Here is a 1,021-nt window from a genome sequence, read left to right as displayed (position 1 = left end):
AGTGCTCTGACCACATAGGTTCGCCGGGTTGGCGGTCATGACGGTTGGATGTGCGGTGACGTCCGAACCGACCGCTGGAGGCGCGGTGGCCGAGCCTGTCCGTGTGCGCAGACTCACCGACCAAGAGGGGCGGAAGCTGCAGCAGATCGTGCGCCGCGGTAGCACCAGCTCGGTGCGCTACCGGCGCGCGATGATGCTGCTGGCCTCGGCCGGCGGGAACCGGGTGCCGGTGATCGCCCAGCTGGTGCAGGCCGACGAGGACACCGTGCGCGATGTGATCCATCGGTTCAACGAGATCGGCCTGGCCTGCCTGGACCCTCGGTGGGCGGGAGGCCGTCCCCGCCTGCTCAGTCGTGACGACGAGGACTTCGTCGTCCAGACGGCCACCACTCGCCCCGCCAAGCTCGGCCAGCCCTTCACCCGCTGGTCTCTGCGTAAACTCGTCGCCTACCTGCGGAAAGTCCACGGTCGGATCATCCATATCGGCCGCGAGGCGTTACGCGGCCTGCTCGCCCGCCGTGGCGTCACCTTCCAGCGCACCAAGACCTGGAAGGAATCCCCTGATCCCGACCGCGACGCCAAGCTCGACCGCATCGACGAGGTCCTGGACCGCTTCCCGGACCGGGTCTTCGCGTTCGACGAGTTCGGCCCGCTCGGAATCCGGCCCACCGCCGGCTCGGGCTGGGCCAAACAGAAGCACCCCGACCGGCTGCCTGCCACCTACCACCGCACCCATGGAGTCCGGTACTTCCACGGCTGCTACTCGGTCGGCGACGACACCCTGTGGGGCATCAACCGCCGCAGGAAGGGCGCCGGGAACACTCTGGCCGCGCTGAAGTCGATCCGCGCCGCCCGGCCCGACGGCGCACCGATCTACGTGATCCTGGACAACCTGTCCGCCCACAAAGGCGCCGACATCCGCCGCTGGGCGAAGAAGCACAAAGTCGAGCTGTGCTTCACGCCGACCTACGCCTCGTGGGCGAACCCGATCGAGGCCCACTTCGGCCCGCTGCGGCAGTTC

1 protein-coding gene is annotated in these 1,021 nt (G+C 68.7%); it reads left to right on the top strand.

Going from position 1 to position 1,021, the window contains the following annotated elements; genetic code table 11:
- Positions 1-85 precede the first annotated feature (85 nt).
- Positions 86-1,021: IS630 family transposase (locus AB0B40_RS38225; RefSeq protein WP_362268253.1), on the top strand; the 936-nt coding region annotated here is incomplete at its 3' end.

The sequence above is a fragment of the Streptomyces sp. NPDC042638 genome (assembly GCF_040647235.1).
In the GTDB taxonomy this organism is placed as follows: domain Bacteria; phylum Actinomycetota; class Actinomycetes; order Streptomycetales; family Streptomycetaceae; genus Streptomyces; species Streptomyces rameus.
The sequence above is the reverse complement of the archived record's forward strand: the minus strand, read 5'-3'. Positions and strand labels throughout refer to the sequence as shown.